Source organism: Adonisia turfae CCMR0081, from assembly GCF_011009555.1.
Taxonomy (GTDB): domain Bacteria; phylum Cyanobacteriota; class Cyanobacteriia; order Phormidesmidales; family Phormidesmidaceae; genus Leptothoe; species Leptothoe turfae.
On the sequence record NZ_QXHD01000004.1, the window covers coordinates 6,977,879 to 6,997,857 of the forward strand.

At 46.6% G+C, this 19,979-nt stretch carries 30 protein-coding genes; 5 read left to right on the forward strand and 25 right to left on the reverse strand.

Annotated elements, in window-relative coordinates; genetic code table 11:
• The 3 genes from DXZ20_RS37990 to menB form a co-directional block, all read right to left on the reverse strand.
• Positions 1 to 308 (reverse strand): DUF6891 domain-containing protein (locus DXZ20_RS37990; protein ID WP_431732095.1); only part of this gene is annotated, 308 nt, incomplete at its 3' end.
• Between the two features lie 121 nt (positions 309 to 429).
• Positions 430 to 1,212 (reverse strand): aminoglycoside phosphotransferase family protein, encoded by a 783-nt coding sequence (locus DXZ20_RS33660; RefSeq protein ID WP_163661927.1) that lies wholly within the window; start codon positions 1,210 to 1,212, stop codon positions 430 to 432.
• 118 nt (positions 1,213 to 1,330) lie between these two features.
• On the reverse strand, positions 1,331 to 2,164 hold the full coding sequence (menB, locus tag DXZ20_RS33665) for a 1,4-dihydroxy-2-naphthoyl-CoA synthase (protein WP_163703006.1): 834 nt from the start codon (positions 2,162 to 2,164) through the stop codon (positions 1,331 to 1,333).
• 194 nt (positions 2,165 to 2,358) lie between these two features.
• On the opposite strand from menB, the gene hemJ reads away from it, so the two are divergent.
• The gene (gene hemJ, locus DXZ20_RS33670; RefSeq protein WP_163661931.1) at positions 2,359 to 2,949 is read left to right on the forward strand and encodes a protoporphyrinogen oxidase HemJ; all 591 of its coding nucleotides are present in this window, start codon (positions 2,359 to 2,361) and stop codon (positions 2,947 to 2,949) included.
• Between the two features lie 189 nt (positions 2,950 to 3,138).
• On the opposite strand, the gene DXZ20_RS33675 is transcribed toward hemJ, so the two are convergent.
• Positions 3,139 to 4,098, reverse strand: a complete 960-nt coding sequence (locus DXZ20_RS33675) for a LysR substrate-binding domain-containing protein (RefSeq protein WP_163661932.1) — start codon at positions 4,096 to 4,098, stop codon at positions 3,139 to 3,141.
• 97 nt (positions 4,099 to 4,195) lie between these two features.
• On the opposite strand from DXZ20_RS33675, the gene chrA reads away from it, so the two are divergent.
• Positions 4,196 to 5,368, forward strand: a complete 1,173-nt coding sequence (gene chrA / locus DXZ20_RS33680) for a chromate efflux transporter (protein ID WP_163703007.1) — start codon at positions 4,196 to 4,198, stop codon at positions 5,366 to 5,368.
• 128 nt (positions 5,369 to 5,496) lie between these two features.
• Positions 5,497 to 6,558 (forward strand): N-acetyltransferase DgcN family protein, encoded by a 1,062-nt coding sequence (locus tag DXZ20_RS33685; protein ID WP_163703008.1) that lies wholly within the window; start codon positions 5,497 to 5,499, stop codon positions 6,556 to 6,558.
• 56 nt (positions 6,559 to 6,614) lie between these two features.
• Here the strand turns inward: DXZ20_RS33685 and infA are convergent, their stop codons facing one another.
• From infA to rplC, 21 genes are all read right to left on the reverse strand, one after another.
• Positions 6,615 to 6,839: a translation initiation factor IF-1 gene (gene infA, locus DXZ20_RS33690; RefSeq protein ID WP_006276978.1), complete on the reverse strand. Its 225-nt coding sequence runs from the start codon at positions 6,837 to 6,839 to the stop codon at positions 6,615 to 6,617.
• A 251-nt stretch (positions 6,840 to 7,090) separates the two neighbouring features.
• Positions 7,091 to 7,645: an adenylate kinase gene (locus DXZ20_RS33695; RefSeq protein ID WP_163661938.1), complete on the reverse strand. Its 555-nt coding sequence runs from the start codon at positions 7,643 to 7,645 to the stop codon at positions 7,091 to 7,093.
• Positions 7,645 to 8,967, reverse strand: coding sequence for a preprotein translocase subunit SecY (gene secY, locus DXZ20_RS33700; protein ID WP_163661940.1), 1,323 nt, complete (start codon positions 8,965 to 8,967; stop codon positions 7,645 to 7,647). The genes DXZ20_RS33695 and secY overlap by 1 nt, the downstream gene beginning before the upstream one ends.
• 98 nt (positions 8,968 to 9,065) lie before the next feature.
• Positions 9,066 to 9,512 carry a 50S ribosomal protein L15 gene (gene rplO / locus DXZ20_RS33705; RefSeq protein ID WP_163661942.1) on the reverse strand — a complete coding sequence of 149 codons (447 nt, stop codon included), beginning with the start codon at positions 9,510 to 9,512 and terminating at the stop codon, positions 9,066 to 9,068.
• A 36-nt stretch (positions 9,513 to 9,548) separates the two neighbouring features.
• Complete coding sequence (gene rpsE / locus DXZ20_RS33710; RefSeq protein WP_163661944.1) at positions 9,549 to 10,073, reverse strand: 30S ribosomal protein S5; 525 nt, start codon at positions 10,071 to 10,073, stop codon at positions 9,549 to 9,551.
• Between the two features lie 21 nt (positions 10,074 to 10,094).
• Positions 10,095 to 10,451, reverse strand: a complete 357-nt coding sequence (rplR, locus tag DXZ20_RS33715) for a 50S ribosomal protein L18 (RefSeq protein WP_006515900.1) — start codon at positions 10,449 to 10,451, stop codon at positions 10,095 to 10,097.
• A 7-nt stretch (positions 10,452 to 10,458) separates the two neighbouring features.
• Positions 10,459 to 10,995 (reverse strand): 50S ribosomal protein L6, encoded by a 537-nt coding sequence (gene rplF, locus DXZ20_RS33720; protein WP_163661946.1) that lies wholly within the window; start codon positions 10,993 to 10,995, stop codon positions 10,459 to 10,461.
• A gap of 67 nt (positions 10,996 to 11,062) precedes the next feature.
• Entirely contained in the window at positions 11,063 to 11,464 is a 402-nt protein-coding gene (rpsH, locus tag DXZ20_RS33725; RefSeq protein ID WP_163661948.1) for a 30S ribosomal protein S8, read from the reverse strand.
• 20 nt (positions 11,465 to 11,484) lie between these two features.
• The gene (rplE, locus tag DXZ20_RS33730; protein ID WP_163661950.1) at positions 11,485 to 12,030 is read right to left on the reverse strand and encodes a 50S ribosomal protein L5; all 546 of its coding nucleotides are present in this window, start codon (positions 12,028 to 12,030) and stop codon (positions 11,485 to 11,487) included.
• 44 nt (positions 12,031 to 12,074) lie between these two features.
• The gene (rplX, locus tag DXZ20_RS33735) at positions 12,075 to 12,386 is read right to left on the reverse strand and encodes a 50S ribosomal protein L24 (protein WP_163671561.1); all 312 of its coding nucleotides are present in this window, start codon (positions 12,384 to 12,386) and stop codon (positions 12,075 to 12,077) included.
• A 29-nt stretch (positions 12,387 to 12,415) separates the two neighbouring features.
• Positions 12,416 to 12,781 carry a 50S ribosomal protein L14 gene (gene rplN, locus DXZ20_RS33740; protein WP_006515905.1) on the reverse strand — a complete coding sequence of 122 codons (366 nt, stop codon included), beginning with the start codon at positions 12,779 to 12,781 and terminating at the stop codon, positions 12,416 to 12,418.
• A 12-nt stretch (positions 12,782 to 12,793) separates the two neighbouring features.
• Positions 12,794 to 13,045, reverse strand: a complete 252-nt coding sequence (gene rpsQ, locus DXZ20_RS33745; RefSeq protein ID WP_163661952.1) for a 30S ribosomal protein S17 — start codon at positions 13,043 to 13,045, stop codon at positions 12,794 to 12,796.
• A gap of 14 nt (positions 13,046 to 13,059) precedes the next feature.
• Positions 13,060 to 13,308, reverse strand: a complete 249-nt coding sequence (rpmC, locus tag DXZ20_RS33750) for a 50S ribosomal protein L29 (protein ID WP_163661954.1) — start codon at positions 13,306 to 13,308, stop codon at positions 13,060 to 13,062.
• Positions 13,309 to 13,311: 3 nt separating this feature from the next.
• Positions 13,312 to 13,731: a 50S ribosomal protein L16 gene (gene rplP, locus DXZ20_RS33755; protein ID WP_006515908.1), complete on the reverse strand. Its 420-nt coding sequence runs from the start codon at positions 13,729 to 13,731 to the stop codon at positions 13,312 to 13,314.
• A gap of 36 nt (positions 13,732 to 13,767) precedes the next feature.
• On the reverse strand, positions 13,768 to 14,499 hold the full coding sequence (gene rpsC / locus DXZ20_RS33760; RefSeq protein ID WP_006515909.1) for a 30S ribosomal protein S3: 732 nt from the start codon (positions 14,497 to 14,499) through the stop codon (positions 13,768 to 13,770).
• Positions 14,500 to 14,543: 44 nt separating this feature from the next.
• Complete coding sequence (gene rplV, locus DXZ20_RS33765) at positions 14,544 to 14,906, reverse strand: 50S ribosomal protein L22 (protein WP_006515910.1); 363 nt, start codon at positions 14,904 to 14,906, stop codon at positions 14,544 to 14,546.
• Positions 14,907 to 14,917: 11 nt separating this feature from the next.
• Positions 14,918 to 15,196: a 30S ribosomal protein S19 gene (gene rpsS / locus DXZ20_RS33770; RefSeq protein WP_163661956.1), complete on the reverse strand. Its 279-nt coding sequence runs from the start codon at positions 15,194 to 15,196 to the stop codon at positions 14,918 to 14,920.
• Between the two features lie 78 nt (positions 15,197 to 15,274).
• Complete coding sequence (gene rplB / locus DXZ20_RS33775) at positions 15,275 to 16,138, reverse strand: 50S ribosomal protein L2 (RefSeq protein ID WP_163703009.1); 864 nt, start codon at positions 16,136 to 16,138, stop codon at positions 15,275 to 15,277.
• A 41-nt stretch (positions 16,139 to 16,179) separates the two neighbouring features.
• Positions 16,180 to 16,485, reverse strand: a complete 306-nt coding sequence (locus tag DXZ20_RS33780; RefSeq protein WP_163661960.1) for a 50S ribosomal protein L23 — start codon at positions 16,483 to 16,485, stop codon at positions 16,180 to 16,182.
• A complete protein-coding gene (gene rplD, locus DXZ20_RS33785) occupies positions 16,478 to 17,110 on the reverse strand; it encodes a 50S ribosomal protein L4 (protein WP_163661962.1) in 633 nt (210 codons plus the stop codon). The genes DXZ20_RS33780 and rplD overlap by 8 nt, the downstream gene beginning before the upstream one ends.
• An 18-nt stretch (positions 17,111 to 17,128) precedes the next feature.
• Positions 17,129 to 17,767 (reverse strand): 50S ribosomal protein L3, encoded by a 639-nt coding sequence (gene rplC / locus DXZ20_RS33790; protein WP_163661964.1) that lies wholly within the window; start codon positions 17,765 to 17,767, stop codon positions 17,129 to 17,131.
• A 467-nt stretch (positions 17,768 to 18,234) separates the two neighbouring features.
• Between rplC and ndhN the strand changes: the two genes are divergently transcribed.
• On the forward strand, positions 18,235 to 18,708 hold the full coding sequence (ndhN, locus tag DXZ20_RS33795; RefSeq protein WP_163661966.1) for an NAD(P)H-quinone oxidoreductase subunit N: 474 nt from the start codon (positions 18,235 to 18,237) through the stop codon (positions 18,706 to 18,708).
• 90 nt (positions 18,709 to 18,798) lie between these two features.
• Entirely contained in the window at positions 18,799 to 19,944 is a 1,146-nt protein-coding gene (gene ldpA, locus DXZ20_RS33800; RefSeq protein ID WP_163703010.1) for a circadian clock protein LdpA, read from the forward strand.
• Positions 19,945 to 19,979: the final 35 nt, after the last annotated feature.

Sequence of the window (19,979 nt, forward strand, 5' to 3'; positions counted from 1 at the left end):
TAAGCATCAAGAAAGTCTTCATAGCCATCGCTTTGCGTGTAGCCCGCATTTTGTAATGCGATAATCCCGCGTTCGTTGATTGCGGCAAAAGCTGAATCGAGGCGATCACAATCAGTCACCTCGGGCCATGTTTGTTTTTCCGCTTCCCATGTTTCGAATTCAACGTCAATTGCCGCCGACACTTCGTCTGGCTCAAGGTCTCCAGGCGCGTACATCTCCTCGCAGAAGATATCCATCAGGCGGTTCTTGCGGTAGAACCCTGAGCGAACCAAAGCGGCAATTTCTTGAACGGTTTCTGAACTGAGCATCGTGATGATTCAGATACGCGAGTGGAATCAGCAACATACCGATTGAGTCCAGCGGCGATTAATAGCCTTGTTATTCGACCGAGCATCTTTAATCGCCTTCGACTGCGGTTATATCGCTAGGTTAAGCGATTCGCTTCAGTGTATCCAATCCATCGTTCAGAGTTTCGTCATCTGCGTGTTCAACACCGAAAACTGCATCCATCAAAGCAAACATCTGATGATAAAAAGGCGATCGCTCCAGTAATGATCCAACTACCGGATAAGTTAAGGCAAGCTGCTCAACAAACAGACTGCCATAACTGGCAAACAGCCCTGCTATGTCCCAACCAGGATCACCCCACCCTAATGAACCGAAGTCAATAACACCCGTGATATTCTTTTCACCGTCCCACAGAATATTACTCGAACCAAAGTCACCGTGTCGCAGCACACAAGGCAGGTTCGGCAGTTGCTCGATATGGGATTGAATTTGAGAACGCAAAACTTTGGCAGTCGTAGAAGTTACCTTAGGAAAAACAAATCGCTCTGCTTTATCGAGAAAATTCGTCCACCATCTTTGATCGATGCAGGGTAAATCAATATCACCCAAGACAACTGACTCGATCTCATGTAGAGACTTCAAGAAACTACCAAGCTGAGTTGCTAGATGCTCTTGGGTTAAGTTGCTAAGATTTTGCACTGACCATAGCGGTTCACCTGGAAGTCGAGAATGAAGGGTCACAATTTCATCTCCAACCTCTACGATTTGCATAACGGGAACTGGCAGAACAAGCAGGTTACGAAGTCGTGGTAAAACAGACACTTCTTGACGAACTCCTGCGACCGCTTCAATATTTCGAGGACGACGAATTACAACATTACCTAAGACAGCAACATCACTGTTTTGGCTGTCGAACAGTTCCATAAAAGAGTTTCAATCAACACTAAAGGTTTCTGCTCAAAATCCATAGTAGGTTGTTCGATTGCTCAATAGTTATTGCTCAATAGTTATTGCTCAATAGTTATTGCTCAATAGCCTATAACTAAGGCAGCCAGGGATATTGGCTAAAATCAGGCGGACGTTTTTCCAGAAAAGCCTGTTTTCCTTCAGCACCTTCTTCTGTCAAGTAATACAGCAACGTAGCATTACCCGCTAATTCTTGCAGACCAGCTTGACCATCGCAGTCGGCATTAAATGCGGACTTAAGACAGCGAATGGCAGTAGGGCTTTTTTGAAGAACTTCCTGTGCCCACTGAATGCCTTCTGCTTCTAGCTGTTCCACGGGGACAACATAGTTTACTAGTCCCATATTCAGTGCCTGTTGGGCATCGTACTGACGACAGAGAAACCAGATCTCGCGCGCTTTTTTCTGACCGACAATGCGGGCCAGATAGCTAGCCCCAAAGCCCCCATCAAAACTCCCCACCTTAGGGCCAGTCTGACCGAATATGGCATTATCCGCAGCAATGGTCAGGTCACAAATCAAATGCAATACATGGCCACCGCCAATGGCATAGCCTGCCACCAGGGCAATGACTACCTTGGGCATGGATCGAATCAGCCGCTGCAGGTCTAGCACATTCAATCGAGGAATGCCATCAGCCCCTACATAGCCTGCTTTACCACGCACGCTCTGGTCACCACCTGCACAAAAGGCATACTTGCCATCGGTGTGGGGACCCGCTCCGGTCAACAGAACAACACCGATGGAGGTGTCTTCTCGCGCATCACAAAAAGCTTCGTAGAGTTCAAATACTGTTTTGGGGCGAAAGGCATTGCGTTTGTGGGGACGATTAATGGTGATCTTCGCAATGCCATTGGCCTTGTGATAAAAAATATCCTCATAGGTTTTGACAGATTGCCAATCAACTTGCATGGTGTGTCTGCTGGTGAATGATCGCCCGATGGGCAATGCCCACCCTACCATTCACTACTCACCACTCACCATTCTCTAATCATTACAAGGCCGTTACAAAGCCAGATCGCAGCAGTCAAAACCATGACATTTACGGGAGAATAGTCGCTAGAGAAAAATAGTGGCTTCAAGTTTTAGCCCCACTGTGCAAATTCATGGCTTACTACTGGTTCAAAGCATTTCATATTTTTGGTGTCGTGGCCTGGTTTGCAGGTCTTTTCTATCTGGCACGTTTATTCATCTATCATGTCGAGGCTGACATGGAGATTGAACCCGCTCAGAGTATTTTGAAAAAGCAATACAGCATTATGGAAAAGCGGCTGTATAACATCATCACTACACCAGCCATGGTGTTAACTGTGGCCATGGCCATAGGCTTACTCACAGTTATGCCTGAATATCTTCATCAGGGGTGGATGCACGCCAAACTTGGCTTTGTAGGATTGCTATTGATCTATCACTTTTACTGTGGTCGCTTAATTAAGCAGTTAGAAAATGGCGAATGTATGTGGAACAGTAAAACGTTGCGGCTCTTTAATGAGGGACCCACTTTATTACTGGTGATCATTGTCATGCTGGTCATCTTTAAGAACCAGTTTCCCACTAGCGCCACCACATGGTTGATTGTGGCTTTAACTATTTCGTTTTTGGCAACTATTCAGCTCTATGCCCGAAAGCGTCGCTTAGATAAAGAACGAGAAGTGGCAGAGGCTACTGACAAGACGAAACAGGCCTTGTCATCTTAGCCATGGGATATGGTATTGACTAACCTGCAAAAAACAATAAACTTTTGCAGGTTACAGCTCTAGGGGAAATGCCTTGTACGATAGCTGCCTGAGTAGCAGTATTTGGCATCCCAAGAGATGTCATAAACTATCAGGTTTCGACTTTGAACCAGTTGTCAAATGTGAACTTTATATTGGCTTGATAAAGTCTCAGCCAACCACTACGGCTTCCTGGTTCGGCATTGGTTGCCCCAGACCTGGTAAAAACTTTTTAGCCATAGCAGGACTTTCCTCTAGCAAGTATGTCAAGAAGCTTTCAGCTACTACAGAAAGCTGCTTACCGGCTAAATGACCAACATACCACTGGCGAGGAATGGGAAAACCTTCAACATCAAGAATGGCAAATTCACCACTCGTGCCTTCAGAAATAATGGTGTGTTGGGATAGGACCGAAACACCTAGACCACCAGCAATCCCTTGCTTAATGGCTTCATTACTACCCAGTTCAAGACGGACTTTTACATCCACATTATTAGCGGCAAATAGCTTTTGTACCGCTTCGCGAGTACCTGAACCTGGCTCACGCATAATGAAGGGCTCGTTATTTAAGGCCTCAATCGGTATATTTGCTTTGCCAGCCAGTGGATGATCTGTAGGCGCAATTACCACCAGCGGGTTATCCAAAAAGGGATAAGTTTTGAGATCAGGCTGGCTGGGCAGTTGGCTGAAAATAAACAAATCATCCCGATTATTGATCATACGCTCCTGAATATTTTGGTGATTTGTCACCTTGAGCGAAATGTCAATGCCAGGATAGCGCTTGCAAAATGGTCCTAACAGGCGTGGAACGAAATATTTGGCAGTTGTAATGACAGCTATACTCAAGCGCCCCTGTTTCATGCCTTTAAGATCGGCAATGGACATTTCAAACTGAGATAGCCCTTGAAAAATTTCTTGACAGGTTTCTAGTAGCTTTTTACCAGCCTGGGTCAGGTATAACCGCTTACCAATTTGTTCAAATAATGGCAATCCTACAGCTTTTGTAAGCTGCTTGACTTGTATTGATACTGTTGGCTGGGTTAAATAAAGTTCTTCGGCTGCACGGGTAAAACTACCGTGGCGCGCAGTTGCTTCAAATACCTTGAGCTGATGGAGCGTCGCATGAATCACGGTCTGAGTCCTCGTTGCAGCTAGCGGTAATCAATCGTCACGTATCCTTCGATAGAGTCTATTCTATCAAAGAAACCTATTAGAGTGGACTTTTTCTATGAATAGTCAGATAAATCGACTTAAAGAATTGTCTGAATTGTTTCTAAAGTTAGGTGCTATTGGCTTTGGAGGTCCCCAGGCTCACATTGCCATGATTAACGATGAGGCAGTTGAGCAACGCGGCTGGCTTGATGCTGATGAGTTTAGCGATGGTCTGGCGTTATGTGAAATGCTTCCAGGCCCAGCCTCGACTCAGATGGGTATTTACACCGGCTATGTTTATGCTGGTTGGTTGGGGGCTTTGGTAGCAGGTCTGGCATTTATTACACCAGCCTTCTTGATTGTGGTAACTCTAAGCTGGGTTTACTTTCAGTTTCAACAGCTACCCCAGCTAATCGCTCTATTTTTTGGGCTATCGCCTGTCATGATCGCCATCATTCTGGGCTTTTGTTATAAGTTAGGCCGCAAATCTATTCAGAACTGGATAGGGATAACAATTGCTGCTATGGCTTTTTTGGCAAGCACATTCAGCAATCTCAGCACCCTGGTTTTATTCTTGCTGGCAGGACTATTAGGGATTGGATTATATGGCTCTAAAAGTCTCCGGTTCAATAGCGTCGCCCCCTTAGGATTATTGGCAACATTGCAGCCTAGTTTTTGGGGAACTGAACGCATATCAGAATATGGCTGGCCTTTATTTACGTTTTTCCTACAGGTAGGAACACTTATTTTTGGCGGTGGATTAGTCATTATCCCGCTGTTGGAGTTCGAGGTGGTGGAACGTTTAGGTTGGCTATCTACTGCTGACTTTATCAATGGCGTTGCTATCGGACAGCTTAGTCCTGGCCCTGTCGTCCTCACAGCGGCATTTGTGGGATATAAAATGGCTGGTTTTTTTGGAGCACTGATTTCTGCCATAGGCATTTTTACGCCATCGTTTCTATTTATTATGCTGGCAGCTCCTGTTTTGGTTCGGTTACGACAAAATACTTGGGTCCAGGCATTTCTAAAGGGTATTAAACCAGCTGTAGTCGGTGCAATTATGGCAGCGGCCATCCCTTTAGGGCAAACGGCATTTGGGCGAGAAACTTGGGCGCTATCGATCTTGGCTGGGGTGGTTGCGATCGCATCACTAATCGCCATTATCCGTTTCAAAGTTACCGCATGGAAACTCATTCTAGGCGGTGCTGCGGTGGGTCTCATCGGCTATCCCCTCTTAGGAGGAGCTTAAGTTTTGAGTGTTAAGTGCTGAGTTTTAAGTGATTCCGGTTAAAACGTTTTACACGGCACGAAAATCCGTGAGTAATAAACCTCATAATTTAGAACTCAAATCTTTTCTTACCCACGTGTCTCCCTACTATGCATCTCCAACCTCACCATCGCATTGCGATCCTGCTTCACAACGGCATTACTGGAGCCAAGGGTAAAACCGGGCTTGCCCTGCTGCGCTATAGCCAGAATCCCATTGCCGTTGTTGTGGATGAAACCTGTGCGGATCAATCGATTCAAGAACTTACCGGCATCAATCGAGATGTACCCATCGTGGCCACGATGGCAGCCGCTTTGCACTATCAGCCCGATGTACTGGCTATTGGACTTGCTCCATCTGGAGGTCGTTTACCAGAACCATGGCTGGAAGATGTGAGGGTTGCGATCGCAGCAGGCCTGAATGTGATGAACGGTCTCCACACCTACTTCAACGATGATCCGACGTTGACTAAGTATCTTGACCGAACCCGCTACCCCGACCAGTGGATTTGGGACATGCGCCAGGAAACCCCTGGGCTGTCCGTTGGCTCAGGCAAAGCACGCGACTTAAACCATTGCCGCCGTGTATTGGCAGTTGGCACTGACATGGCGGTTGGCAAAATGTCTACATGTATTGAACTGAACCGCGCCACGCAGGCAAAAGGCTTGCGATCACAGCTAATTGCCACTGGCCAAACAGCTCTAATGCTTGGGGCTCCAGGCATAGCCCTCGATGCTGTGCGCGTAGACTTTGCAGCCGGGGCAGTAGAACAAGCTGTCCTCGACCATAGCGCCCAAAATGATGTGCTCTATGTAGAAGGTCAAGGCTCTTTGCTCAATCCAGCCTCGACCGCCACATTACCCTTACTACGGGGCACTCAGCCAACCCATCTTGTCTTGGTACACAAAATTAATCTAGAACGCATTCAACACTTTCCAGACTTTATCATCCCCCCTATTCAAGAGGTGATTAAACTCTATGAAACTGTGGCTCATGCAGGTGGAACCTACAGAGCACCAAAAATGACAGGTATTGCTTTGAATACCTTTGGAGTCAGTGAAGATGAAGCTAGAAATGCAATTTCAAACTTATCAGAAACGACCGGACTACCTTGTACAGATGTTGTCCGCTTTAGCCCATCTCCAATCCTCGACGTTATTCTAAATACCTAACTCTATTGAGCGTAGACCCAACAACCCAAAACTCAAAACTAAGCATTTAGAACAAACTACTTTTTCCTCAAACGATAGGTAATGCGGCCCTTAGTCAAATCGTAGGGAGTTAGTTCAACCTTGACCCGATCACCTGGCAAAATCTTGATGTAATTACGACGAATTTTGCCAGAAATATGGGCTAATACATTAAACCCATTATCTAAATCCACTCGAAACATAGCGTTGGGAAGAGATTCGGTAACAGTCCCTTCCATTTCAATTAAATCTTGCTTAGACAATTAGCTAATCCTCAATTCAATCAATAATCAAACACGAAGCGGACAGACTTCACCGTCCACCCGCTCCAATAGCAGCTACTTGAACACGTTAGAATAACTGCTGACATCGCTAGTGCAATTTAAATCTCTCACGATTGTCCCTTGTTCTAGACAATGGAACCACCGTTATAAGATTAACAAACGATACCCAAATTGCTATGAAATGGTCCGCCAATAGATGTCTACTAATAACATATACATAGACAGTTAACCTATGCTTGTAAAACCTGTTTCAAATCAGCTTCTACAGACCCCATTGCCTGATGCCCATTGACCGACACTAGTTGCTGGCGACTTCTAAAGAATTCAATCAGGGGTTCCGTTTGCTTACGATAAACCTCTAATCGGTTACGAATAACATCTTCGTTATCGTCCTTACGACCGCGCGACAATAAGCGAGATATCAGCACATTATCCGGTACCTCCAGATTCAGCACACATTCACAAGGCTGCTGAATCTCTGCAAGCAGCTTGTCTAGAAAGTTAGCCTGGCTAACATTACGGGGAAAGCCATCCAAAATCCAACCCTTACTGGCATCTTTCTGACCTAAACGCTCACGAATAAGATCCAAAATCAGCTCATCAGGTACCAACTCCCCAGCATTCATATAGGATTCCGCTTTTTGACCAAGCTCACTCTTGGCAGCCACCGCTGCTCGAAGAATATCTCCAGTCGAGATGTGAGGCACATCAAAATCTTTAGATAAAACGGCGGCCTGAGTCCCCTTACCAGCACCAGGAGGACCTAAAAAAATTACTCTGATCACTATTTTTTCACCATACCCTCGTAACGTTGAGAAATCACATAGGTCTGAATCTGCTTGGCTGTATCAATAGCCACACCTACCAAGATCAGCAGAGAAGTAGCACCTAAGCCTTGAAATACGGTTACGCGCAAACCACTTTCTACCATACTGGGAACCACCGCAACGACCCCTAAGAACAAGGCACCAAGGAAAGTTAGACGATTTAAGACTTTCCCAATAAAGTCACTAGTAGCCTTACCGGGCCGAATACCTGGGATGCTTGCCCCCATTTTCTTCAAATTCCGCGACATATCTTCAGGATCCACAACCAGTGATGCATAGAAGTAGCTGAAGAACAGAATCATAACCAGATACATCAGGTTGTAAGGTGGAGAACCCGGGCTCAAAAATCGATTTACAAAGTCTGAGATCCCAGGATTAGATAGCGTGCTGGCAATATAAGGAGCCGCCTGTAAAGGTAGAACCAAAATAGCCGACGCAAAAATGATAGGCATCACTCCACCTTGGTTTAGACGCAGAGGCAGGTAGTTGCTCTTTTCCAGATAGAGTTTTCGACCTACCTGTCGTCGTGCGGAAACAATGGGAATTCGACGCATGCCCTCTTGGACAAACACAATCCCCACAACCATAGCCAAATATACAAGGCTGACAACTATGATACCTGCTACTTCCTGACGAGAGGATGTTGGCGACTGAGCTACGGTGACAGCACTATCAAGTAAGCGAGGTAGTGATGAAACAATGTTCAGAAAAATCAGTAAAGAAGCCCCATTACCAACACCACGCTCGGTAATTAACTCCCCTACCCACATCACAAACATTGAGCCAGCAGTTAAAGCAACTGCCGTTTCAACAATGAATAGGATGCCAGGCTCATTCGCAAAAGGACTTAGCAAAAAGCTAGCCAGCAATGTACTCTGCAGTACCGCCCACCCCATCGCAACATAGCGAGTGATTTGGGAAATCTTGCGTCGTCCAGCCTCACCTTCATTTTTCTGTAAATCCTCCAATTGAGGAATAGCGGCTGTCAGCAACTGCATAATGATAGAGGCGTTAATGTAGGGCAAAATGCCTAAGGCAAAAATACCCAACAGGGATAAACCACCACCCACAAAAATATCAAGGAAACCAAGCAGGCCTCCAGCATCAACCTGCTGTGAGAAAGCGACACGATCAATCCCTGGCACAGGGATATACATTCCCAAGCGTACCAACACCAACAATCCCAAAGTCACCAGCAAACGCCCACGCAAACCGGCTGCTTGAGCCATTTGCAAAAACGTTTCCTGAGCGCTTGGTGTCTTCCCTCGACTGACAACCATAATCTTTAGATTCTGTTTTAGATTCTAATTAAACATAAGCTGCGCCTAGGACGGAAACCAAGACACAGCTAACTGAGTTATATGCTTATTCTAGAGGCTTACGCCACGATTTCACAGGTACCACCAGCTGCCTCAATCTTAGCTTTCGCACTTTGGGTAAATGCTGCAGCTTTAACCGTTAAGGCAACATCAAGCTGACCATTGCCCAAAATTTTCAGTGGTCCATCGTTAGATGTAATGATTCCAGCTTCCATCAGAGATTCTATAGTCACCTCTGAACCTGCAGAAAGCTCAGCCAAGCGCGAAACATTTAGCACTGTGAATACCTTTTGATTCACAATGGGAAAATGCTTAAGCTTTGGAATTCGGCGATATAGCGGTAGCTGCCCACCCTCAAAACCAGGGCGCGTAGGGCGACCCGAACGAGATTTTTGCCCTCGCATTCCAAAACCACAAGTAGCCCCCTGTCCGGCTGAAATGCCACGCCCTACGCGACGACGACGGCGTCTTGAACCAGCTTTTGGCTGAATATCCTCTAATCTCATTGTTCTAAATCTCAACAATTTTTAATTATCTCAGATCTAAGCGTAGAGCTTCTCAAGGGGGATATCCCGCTCCTTAGCAACCTCAGAGAAAGTTCTCAATGAGGCCAACGCATCAGCAGCAGCTCGAGCATTATTTAATTGATTACCAGAGCCTAACTGTTTAGCTAAAACGTTCCGCACACCTGCAAGCTCAAGCACAGTACGAACGGCACCACCAGCAATTACACCAGTACCAGGAGCAGCTGGGCGCATGAAGACACGAGCACCACCCGCTTCACCAGTAGCAGGATGAGGCAGCGAATAGGCCTTATTCAAAGGCACATCCACTAAGTTTTTCTTCCCATCAGCTACACCCTTCTTAACAGCACCGATTACGTCGCTGGCTTTACCAACACCAACACCAACTTGGCCTTTCTCATTGCCAATTACTACGATGGCGCGAAAACTTAGCTTTTTACCGCCCTTAACCACCTTAGTGACACGGCGGATTTGAACAACTCGCTCCTGCCACTCTGACTCTTTTTCTTTACCTTTATTGCTCTTGCGACGTTCCTTTGCCATGATTTAACCCTTTAAGAAGTCCTAGAAATCCAGACCAGCCTCACGAGCAGCATCTGCCAGAGCTGCCACACGACCGTGATAAAGCTTACCACCACGGTCAAAAACAACGTGCTTAACTCCCTTAGCTAAGGAACGTTCAGCAATCAACTTACCGACCTTAGCTGAGGCATCCTTAGTAGCGCCAGTATCTCCTTTAAGGTCAGCCTCTAATGTAGATGCTGCAGCCAGGGTGTGATGCTTATAATCATCAATTACCTGGGCATAGATGTGATTATTAGAGCGGTAAACCGCTAACCGAGGGCGCTCAGCAGTACCCTTGACTCGGCGACGAATGCGCGCGTGACGACGACGGGTAGATTGTTTACGCGTAGCTTTCATAACTCAATTACTTCCCTGCTTTACCAGCTTTACGTCTCACCATCTCACCGAGATAGCGTACACCTTTACCCTTATAGGGCTCAGGCGGTCGGGCATCACGAATCTTAGCAGCGACGGTTCCTACTAGTTCCTTATCAATACCAGACACAATTATATTCGTGTTGTTTTCTACCTTGAACTCAATGCCTTTTGGTGGTTCGAATTCGACCGGATGGCTATAGCCCAAGTTCATATTCAAGGTCTTACCCTTGACAGCAGCACGATAACCAACGCCTTTAATCTCAAGACGCTTCTCAAAGCCCTTAGAAACACCCTCTACCATATTGGCAATCAAAGTACGTGACAGCCCATGACATGCTCGCGCAGCACGCGACTCATCTTGACGGGTCACAATTACTTGCTCACCTTCCTGGGTAATATTGACTTCCCCAGGTAAAATGCGAGACAGCTCTCCCTTTGGACCTTTGACAACTACTGATTGAGCATTGATAGACACGGTAACACCTGAAGGTACAGGTACCGGTTTTTTACCAATCCGAGACATTTTAATTTTTCCCTAACCGCCAGCAATAGCCGCGAAAACAACTAATTAATACAAGCAAGGCAAAACATTACCAGACGTAACAGAGCACTTCTCCACCGATACCCTTATGACGAGCATCTCTGTCAGTCATGATGCCACTTGAGGTAGAAACGATGGCAATGCCGATACCCCCCAACACTCGCGGTAAATCTTTGCAGCTTGAATAAACTCGCAAACCCGGCTTACTGACACGAGTCAGATTACGAATAATAGGTTGCTGCATCTTACCCTTGTACTTTAGACTCACCGTCATCATGCGTGCCACACCTTCAGTTGCGTCCGAGGTATCACCAATAAAGCCCTCTTCCTGAAGCACTTTGGCAATATTACGGGTAACTTTGGTAGATGGGATTTGGACAGTCCTATGCCGCGCGAGATTTGCATTTCGAATGCGCGTCAGCATGTCTGAAATCGTATCGTTAGACGCCATATTTCTCTCTCGTATAAACCTTAGTTATCCCGGAACGGCATTCCCAGCTCTTTGAGAAGAGCACGCCCTTCCTCGTCAGTCTTGGCAGTGGTAACAATCGTAATATCCATGCCGCGAACCTGATCAACACTGTCGTAATCGACCTCAGGAAAAATCAACTGCTCACGCAGACCCAAGGTGTAGTTTCCCCGACCATCAAAACTCTTAGGACTAACCCCTCGAAAATCGCGAATACGGGGTAGAACCAAATTGATTAAGCGATTTAGAAACGCATACATACGCTCAGAACGAAGGGTAACCATAACCCCGACTGGCATACCTTGACGAATTTTAAATCCAGCAATCGCCTTCTTAGCACGAGTGATCACAGGCCGTTGACCAGTAATTACACCCACCTCGCTCACAGATGCTTCCAATGCTTTAGCATTCTGTGAGGCTTCTCCTAAACCACGGTTGACAGTTACTTTGAGTACCTTGGGTACCTGGTGTACATTTTTGTACTCAAATTGCTCCATTAACTTAGGAACAACCTTTGTATTGTAAAAATTTTTCAGCTGTTCAGCCATTCTCTCGTTCCTTTCCCTGGGCTTGGTCAGGGACAAATAGTGAGCTAATCAATGATCTCGCCTGTCTTTTTCAAGATGCGGACTTTACGACCATCATCGGTAAACGTATAGCCAACACGACTAACAACTTTTTCCTTTTTGGAATAAAGCATCACGTTTGAACTATGAATCGGAAACTCAGATGTAACAATCTGTCCCGACTCCCCCTCTTGACGAGGCTTAACATGCTTAGTACGAATGTTGACACCTTCAACAATTATCAGGCTCTTCTTAGGCAAAACAGCAGTAATTTCGCCTACTTTGCCTTTATCCTTACCGGTGATAACCTGCACAGTGTCGCCTTTCTTAACGTGCATCTTGTGACGCACAGCTTGTTTGCTAGCCACTACAGTACCTCCGGTGCTAGTGAAACAATTTTGGTAAAGTTTCTGTCACGCAACTCACGAGCAACAGGCCCAAAAACTCGAGTACCTTTTGGATTGTTGTCATTATTAATGAGAACAGCGGCATTATCATCAAAACGAATGCTCATACCACTGTTGCGACGAAGATTTTTCTTGGTACGTACAACAACAGCACGGACAACGTCAGATTTCTTTACACCCATGTTTGGTAGCGCGTCCTTAACAACGGCGATAATGACATCACCCACGCTCGCATAGCGACGATTACCGCCGAGAACACGAATGCACATTAGCTTTCGTGCGCCGCTGTTGTCTGCCACATTCAGATATGTTTCCTGCTGAATCATTAGTTGGCTCCCCTACACTTTTTCAGAACGGCCTACAATATCGGCAACGACCCAGCACTTGGTTCGGCTAAGAGGGCGACTTTCGCGAATACGAACAATATCGCCATCCTTACACTCATTAGCATCGTCATGGGCCTTGTACTTTTTAGTACGGACGACGATTTTCTGATATTTGGGGTGGGGGACACGATTTTCAACAGCCACAACAACTGTCTTATCCATTTTGTCGCTCACCACTCGCCCCGTTAGTTCTCTAGCTGCCATAGCTTTTTCAACTCCTACTGCTCGCTACTCACTGCCGCATTTTCGCTAGTCGTCGCACCAACACTCAGTTGCCGTTCACGCTCGATAGTCATTAGCTGAGCCAATTTACGACGAGCATGCTTAAACTGATGAAATCCTGTCTCCATCTGACGGGTGGCTAGCTGGAAGCGCAAATCAAACAGTTCACGCTTAACATTAGCAATTTCAGTAGACAGCTCATCTTCACTGAGTTTCCTCAACTCTTTAGCCTTAGAAAGCGCCATAAATTATCCCTCCAATCCTTCACGAGCGATGAATTTTGTTTTGAATGGCAGCTTAAAGGATGCTAAACGCATCGCCTCACGGGCAATTTCCTCAGGCACACCAGTAATTTCAAAAACAATTCGACCGGGCTTGATCACAGCAACCCAAAATTCAGGGTTACCCTTACCAGATCCCATACGGGTCTCAGCCGGACGCATCGTCACAGGCTTATCTGGGAAAACACGAATCCAAATTTTCCCGCCACGCTTCACATAACGAGTCATCGCACGACGAGCAGCCTCAATTTGGCGAGAAGTCATCCAAGAGCACTCAGTGGCTTGGAGAGCATATTCACCAAAGTTAATTGTGCTGCCACGATGGGCCATACCGCGCATACGACCGCGATGCTGTTTACGAAATTTTGTTCTTCTAGGACTCAGCATGATGCTTAAACAGGCTAAACAGTTAAAGAGAAATAATTAGGACTCGTTAGAACGGTCCTCGAACTGTTGACGACGACGTGGCTGACGACGACGTGGCTGATTATTAGCAGGTTGAGGAACATCTTCCTGACCTGGAATAATTTCACCTTTGAAAACCCAGACCTTAATGCCTAGAATTCCGTAAGTAGTCTGAGCAGTTTTGTAGGCGTAGTCAATGTTCGCGCGCAACGTATGCAGGGGCACACGCCCTTCACGTGTCCATTCAGTACGAGCGATTTCAGCCCCATTCAAACGACCACTAACCTGAATTTTGATCCCTTCAACACCAGCACGTTGAGCACGTTGAATTGTCTGTCTTACCACTCGGCGAAACGATACACGTCGTTCAAGCTGCTGAGTAATGTATTCAGCAATCAGAGCAGCTTCAGCATCAACTCGAGCAACCTCGATTACATTGATACGAATTTGACGGGTATTATCTTTGAGTTGTTTTTGTAAACCAGCCCGCAGAGACTCAATACCTGTGCCACCACGACCAACAACAACACCAGGTCGAGCTGTGTGCACCTCTAAATCAATTTGATCGGCTTTACGAGCAATCTTGATATCAGAGATACCAGCGTTATTGAGGGTTTTCTCAATAAACTGACGAATTACATGATCCTCTTGCAATTGACTAGGGTACTGCTTTGAGTCGGCATACCAACAAGAAGCGTGCTCTTTAGTAATGCCAAGACGAAAGCCAATTGGGTGAATTTTTTGTCCCACAAATCCTTCCTTATACAGAGCTAACAGCGAAAAAATACTAGACCTTAACTAGCAGAGCCAGGGGCCACTGCAATTGTTATGTGACAGGTTGGCTTACGAATTTGATAAGCACGCCCCTGGGCCCGAGGTCGATAACGCTTAAGGACAGGCCCCTGATCAGCAAACGCTTCGCTAATGTAAAGATCAACGGGGTCCATGCCATTGTTATGCTCAGCATTGGCTACAGCAGAGCGGAGAACTTTAAGAATTGGTTCACAAGCCCTGTAGGGCATAAATTCAAGAATGATTAGAGCTTCTCGGTAGGAGAGGCCGCGAATCTGATCAAGTACCCGACGCACCTTATGAGGCGACATTCGAATATAGCGAGCAACAGATTTAACTTGATTACTACTGTCAATATCAACCATGGCTAACCTCCCTATCGTCTCGCTTTCTTATCACTCTTGACATGCCCACGAAATGTACGCGTGGGGGCAAATTCACCCAACTTATGCCCGACCATTTGTTCGCTGACATACACCGGGACATGCTGACGACCATTATGAACAGCAATGGTATGCCCAATCATTTGAGGGATAATAGTAGAGGCACGAGACCAGGTTTTAATCACCTGCTTGTCCCCTTTAGCATTGAGCTTTTCAATCTTTTTGAGCAGGTGATCCGCCACAAAAGGACCTTTCTTGAGAGAGCGAGCCATAGTTTCGCCAGCCTAACAACAATCGGTTGAACAACAAAATTTGGATGAGCAATAGAATCCAAACGAATGGATAAACATTTATGCGTCTCGACCACCGCGGCCACGCTTAGAGGAACGACGACGACGACGAACAATTAGCGAGGTACTAGCCTTCTTCTTATCGCGGGTCTTATAGCCAAGTGCTGGTTTACCCCAGGGAGTCACAGGACCGCTACGCCCAATGGGAGCACGACCTTCACCACCACCATGGGGGTGATCCACAGGGTTCATAACACTGCCTCGAACCTCTGGTCGACGCCCCAACCAACGCTTACGACCAGCCTTACCTAAAGTTACGTTACGAGACTCTACGTTACCTACTTGACCGATTGTGGCGTAACATTCACGACGAACCATACGGACTTCACTCGAAGGCAACTTGAGGGTGACATATCCCCCTTCCTTAGCCATTACTTGAGCAGAAGCACCAGCTGCACGAACAATTTGACCACCACGTCCTGGATACAGTTCAACATTATGAACCGACGTGCCAAGAGGCATCTTATATAGTGGCAAAGCATTACCCACCTCAAGGGGAGCATCAGTCCCAGCGACAATAGTAGCCCCCACTTTTAATCCCACGGGATGCAAAATGTAGCGCTTCTCGCCATCTTCATACTGAACCAGAGAGATGCGCGCATTTCTGTTGGGATCATATTCAACCGAAAGAACCTCAGCCGTTATCTCTCGCTTATCGCGCTTAAAATCAATCACGCGATAGAGACGCTTGTGACCACCACCACGATGACGGCAAGTAATCACACCACGGTTGTTTCTTCCCTTGGCACGATGAATAGAGCGCGTTAATTTCTTTTCCGGCTTACTCCGAGTGATTTCTGAAAAGTCAGAAACACTGCGCTCACGAGTACCTGGAGTCAGAGGCCGATAAGTACGAATTCCCATGTTTTTATCTACAAACTAATTGAGTAGTGCTAAAGCCGGTACTAGACATCTGGGAAAAGAGGAATGCTATCACCCTCAGCGAGAGTCACAACTGCTCGCTTATAGGTAGGCTTATAGCCTATAAAACGGCCAAGGCGCTTCTTCTTACGAGGCGGATTCATAGTACTAATGCCAGTCACTTTGACATCAAACAATGCTTCAATCGCTGCCTTAATTTCAGTTTTTGTAGCTTTTGGAGCAACCTCAAAGGTGTATTGATTATTTTCCAGATTGAGGGTCGCTTTTTCACTAATAATTGGCTTCCGAACAATGTCGGGCAGATCTCGGGGGTCAATTGCCTTAGGCACTGTACACCTCCTGAATTTTCTCGAGAGCTGTTGCTGTCACCACTAGCTTGTCAGCTAGAACGATGTCGTAAGCATTGAGATTAGTAGCCAAAATCAATTTGATGTTGGCCACATTACGCACAGAGCGATAGACTACTTCATTTTTCTCAGCTGTGATCATCAAAACTTTCTGCTCAACATCAACTCCCCAACGTTCCAGAGCTGAAAGCACTTCTTTCGTCTTAGGAGCTGAGAGTTGATCAGCAAAGTTTTCAACAACGACCATGTCATCCACTCGACTTTGGAATGCTGTACGCAGGGCTAAACGACGCTCCTTGCGATTCATCTTGACATCGAAGTCACGAGGTTTGGGACCAAAGATAACCCCACCTCCACGCCACAATGGAGAACGGTTAGAACCAGCACGAGCTCGACCGGTACCTTTTTGACGCCACGGCTTACGGCCACCTCCACGCACCTCGGAACGCGTCTTTGAAGACAACGTGCCTTGGCGAGAATTATGCATCTGACGCACAATGGCGCGATGCACTATATGAGCAGCGTTATCTTCCTTGGCAACGCTTAGATCAAGGGTGGCAGTACCTGCATCAGCCCCTTGCCAGTCTTTTATTACGCAATCAACCATGATAAGTTCTTAGCCCCCTTATTTCTTGCCGACAATATTTGCAGGGGCGATGTTCAATAGTGCGCCTGGCTTACCAGGAACAGCACCTTTAACCAGCAGAACACTACGCTCACTATCTACCCTTACGACCGCAAGCTTGCGCACAGTAACTTGCACATTACCTAATTGACCGGCCATTTTCTTACCAGGGTAGACTCGGCCAGGTGTTGTACCAGGTCCGATAGAACCAGGTAGGCGATGATTCTTGGAGCCGTGACTCATTGGACCACGACTAAAGTTGTGACGCTTTTGGTTACCTGCAAACCCTTTACCAATGCTCTTACCAGAGATATCTACTAGTTGACCAGCTTCAAAAATATCCGCTGCAACAGTTTGACCCAACTCAAATGACGAGCTGTCATCAACACGATACTCACGCAGATGACGCAGACTAGGAGCTCCTGCCTTTTTGAGATGACCTAATTCAGGCTTAGTCAATGCCTTCTCCGCTACTTCCTGATAGCCAATCTGCACGGCGCAGTAGCCATCGGTTTGCTGCGTTTTAACCTGAGTAACGACACAGGGGCCTGCTTGAATGACAGTTACCGGTACTGCGTTACCAGCGTCATCAAACACCTGAGTCATTCCCAGTTTTGTCCCGAGAATACCGACAGACACAATCAATCTCCCTAAACATTTCAGCTAAACTGTGGTGATTCACAGCCAGCACTTTGAGCCCCTTGTTTTTTCACAGCGGGGGCAATTACCCGGAAAGACAGACAAATGCAAAGAGCACTTACCCGCTCTCCAGAAATTCAACCGTATTTGATTGAATATTTTGAACATTAGCCAGGGTATACAAACAACCTCAATACCTTTGATGTATTGAGACACAACCCTTTGAGCCGTTAAAGTTGCGCCTTAGACTTAAGCAGCAGCACCACTTAGTATCTAGCTTGGCAGCGGTTTATAATAATACAGACATTTGAGATACTTGTCCATTATTTTATCAAATTAAATTTGAAATCCTAATTTGATAAAGCTTTGAATGCAAAGAACCTGCCGTGTTTTTATCAAAGGTGACGTTTAACCGGCTTAATATATGTAGTAGAGCAACCACCATTTAGGCACTGTTTGCATAAGTTATGGGATTACTTGTATTCGGCAATCGATTTGTTCGGGATTTAGAGAGCAACGGTGCACTGGCAGTGCAGGTACCGTTGGAGGGTGGCTTCGAAGGCCGCTATCAGCGACGCATGCGGGCATCAGGTTATGAAAGTTTACACATGACGGCCCGTGGGCTGGGGGATTTATCAGCTTACTTAGGTGATGTACACGGTGTCCGCCCTCCCCATTTAGGTAAGAAAAGTATGGGGCAAGCCGCTGTCGGAGATCGCTATTTTGTGCCAGCCGTGTTGGATTATCGCCTAGAGCGTATGGCTAAAGGCATGAAGGGTATTTTGCTCTGGTTAATTGAGGGACATATTTTATCTAGCCAAGAATTGGCATTCTTAACAACCCTATGTGAATCCGACTCCCGCATCAAAGTGGTTGTTGAACTAGGTGGTGACCGCTCATTTAAGTGGTTTCCGCTTAAGGACGCTGTTAAATCTGCATAGGTCGACCATTGGCCAACCAGAAACTGGCCCAAAAAGAACATTTGTTCTAATTTGACTGCAGAGTATTTTGCTAAGCGATAGTATAGGTGGGTGACTATTCCCCTAAATCCGCTAGATTCCCTGAGACTTGGACAATGGTTCAAGCTTATTTGTGGCGCTAGTTATCAAGATGTCTCAAAAGTCCGTAATTTGTCCCTGGTGTATAGCCTTGCAGGGGCAGATTGCGTTGATGTAGCAGCTGATCTGGCAGTGGTACAGGCTGCCACTGATGGAATAACTGCATCACAGTTTGTGACACCAACTGGCTCTGGCAGACGTCCGTGGTTGATGGTGAGTTTTAATGATGGTCAAGATCCTCACTTCCGCAAAGCGTGGTTTGATGGCCGAAAATGCCCTGTCAATTGCCCCCGTCCTTGCGAGCGAGTATGCCCAGCTGATGCGATCTCGTTACTTTCAGACAAACCTGGGCTGTCAGGGTTGGGGGTAATTGCTGAACGCTGTTATGGCTGTGGCCGTTGTTTGCCGGTCTGTCCCTATGGTTTGCTGAAAGAGAACGCATTTACTGTAGCCGCAGGTGAGCTCGTACCCACACTGATTCCCTTCATCGATGCAATTGAAATCCACACTCAAATTGGTCGACAGATTGAATTTCAGCGCCTATGGCAGCAAATTGCTTCTTATATTCCGCAGCTGAAGTTGGTGGCCGTCAGTTGCCCCGACAGCGAGGCTTACGGCATCACCATTGTTGACTATCTAACTGAGCTCTATCAGTTAATGGATCCTAAGCCCAATCAATTGCTGTGGCAGACGGACGGACGACCCATGAGCGGCGATATTGGTAGGGGAACAACCCTTGCGACGGTTCGGCTAGCTGAAAAGGTCTTAAACGCTCGTTTACCTGGCTATGTTCAACTAGCAGGCGGAACCAACGACTATACGGTGGCTAAGTTGCGATCGCTAAATTTGCTCAAGCCTCGCCTACAGTCTCTTGGAGAGACTAACTCCAACACCATAGGGATTCACGGGATTGCCTATGGTAGCTACGCCCGTCGATTATTGAACCTGGGAGATGGCCATCTCGAAGATGAGCCAGAGCAGCTATGGCAGCAGGTTAACTTAGCGCTTGGCTTGGTAAGTCAGATTAAGCCTGATATCCGGAACGCCACCAGTATTTCACACTTCTTAAAACAAGAGAACTATCCAAAACCAAGCTCAGCTGCGACGGTTCCCCCATAGGAGGTAGCTGTAGTCAGGCAAGCCAGTTTGACTCC

Coding starts and splice junctions, on each gene's coding strand:
- rpsS (WP_163661956.1), bottom strand. CDS start 15,196: ATGGCTCGCTCTCTCAAGAAAGGTCCTTTTGTGGCGGATCACCTGCTC.
- rpsH (WP_163661948.1), bottom strand. CDS start 11,464: ATGGCGTCTAACGATACGATTTCAGACATGCTGACGCGCATTCGAAAT.
- rplE (WP_163661950.1), bottom strand. CDS start 12,030: ATGGCTGAACAGCTGAAAAATTTTTACAATACAAAGGTTGTTCCTAAG.
- rplB (WP_163703009.1), bottom strand. CDS start 16,138: ATGGGAATTCGTACTTATCGGCCTCTGACTCCAGGTACTCGTGAGCGC.
- menB (WP_163703006.1), bottom strand. CDS start 2,164: ATGCAAGTTGATTGGCAATCTGTCAAAACCTATGAGGATATTTTTTAT.
- rplF (WP_163661946.1), bottom strand. CDS start 10,995: ATGTCTCGGATTGGTAAAAAACCGGTACCTGTACCTTCAGGTGTTACC.
- rplV (WP_006515910.1), bottom strand. CDS start 14,906: ATGGTTGATATTGACAGTAGTAATCAAGTTAAATCTGTTGCTCGCTAT.
- rplR (WP_006515900.1), bottom strand. CDS start 10,451: ATGAAAGCTACGCGTAAACAATCTACCCGTCGTCGTCACGCGCGCATT.
- rpsE (WP_163661944.1), bottom strand. CDS start 10,073: ATGGCAAAGGAACGTCGCAAGAGCAATAAAGGTAAAGAAAAAGAGTCA.
- DXZ20_RS33685 (WP_163703008.1), top strand. CDS start 5,497: ATGCATCTCCAACCTCACCATCGCATTGCGATCCTGCTTCACAACGGC.
- rplO (WP_163661942.1), bottom strand. CDS start 9,512: ATGAGATTAGAGGATATTCAGCCAAAAGCTGGTTCAAGACGCCGTCGT.
- rplN (WP_006515905.1), bottom strand. CDS start 12,781: ATGATTCAGCAGGAAACATATCTGAATGTGGCAGACAACAGCGGCGCA.
- rpsQ (WP_163661952.1), bottom strand. CDS start 13,045: ATGGCAGCTAGAGAACTAACGGGGCGAGTGGTGAGCGACAAAATGGAT.
- secY (WP_163661940.1), bottom strand. CDS start 8,967: ATGGTTGTCAGTCGAGGGAAGACACCAAGCGCTCAGGAAACGTTTTTG.
- hemJ (WP_163661931.1), top strand. CDS start 2,359: ATGGCTTACTACTGGTTCAAAGCATTTCATATTTTTGGTGTCGTGGCC.
- ndhN (WP_163661966.1), top strand. CDS start 18,235: ATGGGATTACTTGTATTCGGCAATCGATTTGTTCGGGATTTAGAGAGC.
- DXZ20_RS33660 (WP_163661927.1), bottom strand. CDS start 1,212: ATGGAACTGTTCGACAGCCAAAACAGTGATGTTGCTGTCTTAGGTAAT.
- rplD (WP_163661962.1), bottom strand. CDS start 17,110: ATGGTTGATTGCGTAATAAAAGACTGGCAAGGGGCTGATGCAGGTACT.
- rplX (WP_163671561.1), bottom strand. CDS start 12,386: ATGCACGTTAAGAAAGGCGACACTGTGCAGGTTATCACCGGTAAGGAT.
- chrA (WP_163703007.1), top strand. CDS start 4,196: ATGAATAGTCAGATAAATCGACTTAAAGAATTGTCTGAATTGTTTCTA.
- rpmC (WP_163661954.1), bottom strand. CDS start 13,308: ATGGCGCTTTCTAAGGCTAAAGAGTTGAGGAAACTCAGTGAAGATGAG.
- rplP (WP_006515908.1), bottom strand. CDS start 13,731: ATGCTGAGTCCTAGAAGAACAAAATTTCGTAAACAGCATCGCGGTCGT.